Raw genomic sequence first — 1,156 nt, 5'->3', positions numbered from 1 at the left:
CCGTTGATATAATCACTCACACTATATTTAGCATCTTTAAAGTTTTCGTATCCAACCTTTGGCATCCACTCCGTTTTAAAGCTTCTAAAAAATCGCTCCATTGGCGCATTATCCCAACAATTTCCGCGCCTGCTCATACTTTGTGTAATTTTATAGCGCCATAAACGTTGACGATATTTTAAACTTGTATAATGACTACCTTGGTCTGAATGAAACATCAGTCCACTTGGCTTACCTCTGCTTTCATACGCGAGTTCAAGCGCTTTTAGCGTTAAGTTAGTATCTGGCGACAACGACATTGCCCAACCAACGACTTTACGTGCAAACAAATCAACAACGACCGCTAAATAGGCCCAGCGATTGCCTGTCCAAATATACGTCACATCACCGCACCACACGGTATCTGGCTCAACAACATCAAATTGTCTATCAAGCAGATTTGGAATTTCAAGGTGCTCATTACCACCGCGTTTATATGAATGTTGAGGTACTTGGCAGCTTTCAAGCTTTAATTTAACCATTAGCTTAGCAGCACGATAACGACTCAATTCAAAATCATTGTTCGTTGCTATTGCCGCGATTGTCCGCGCCCCAGCTGAGCCGCCGCTCATTGCATGTATGGCTTTAACTTCAGCTTCTAGCCTTATTTGCTCTGGCGTCGGCGTTGTATCCCGTATAGCCCAATATTTATAGCTGCTACGATGCACATTGAATACGTTACACAGCACGCTAATTGGGTAACGCTCTCGTTGATTTAGTTTCTCAATTAACGAGAATTGTTCAGGGAGTCGGACATCAAGAGAGCGGTAGCCTTTTTTAATATATCCTTTTCTAATTTAATGCGTTGGATTTGCTTTTTAAGTTCGCGGATTTCAATTTGTTCGGGCGTCATTGGTGAAGCAGATGGTGTCTGGCCACTCCGCTCTTGCTTTAATTGAGTAACCCACTTACTGACGGTTGATTTACCCACCCCCATCGCTTTGGCTGCTTCTTCTTGAGTATAACTTTGGTCAACTACAAGCTGAGCTGTTTCTAATTTGATTGCCGCAGAATACGTTGCGCGTTTTAATTTCGTCATTTTTTCACCCAAATTTGTATGCTTATTAGCATAACATTTCTTTCTTAATGGGTGGCCAAAATCACTGTACCACTACAA

General features: G+C 42.0%; 1 protein-coding gene. It reads right to left on the bottom strand.

What is annotated here, in order from left to right:
- Window positions 1-1,078, bottom strand: a protein-coding gene (locus BCG07_RS15950; RefSeq protein ID WP_286891065.1) for an IS3 family transposase whose coding sequence is annotated in 2 segments (ribosomal slippage) — window positions 1-820 and window positions 820-1,078 — 1,079 coding nt annotated over the 2 segments. Because the reading frame shifts where the segments join, the coding sequence is not laid out codon by codon here. This gene is flagged as partial in the annotation.
- Window positions 1,079-1,156 lie beyond the last annotated feature (78 nt).

The sequence above is a fragment of the Pseudoalteromonas sp. ESRF-bin5 genome (assembly GCF_002632075.1).
GTDB classification, from domain to species: Bacteria; Pseudomonadota; Gammaproteobacteria; order Enterobacterales; family Alteromonadaceae; genus Pseudoalteromonas; species Pseudoalteromonas marina.
Note: the sequence above shows the minus strand (reverse complement) of the source record. Positions and strands in the feature narration are given on the sequence as shown.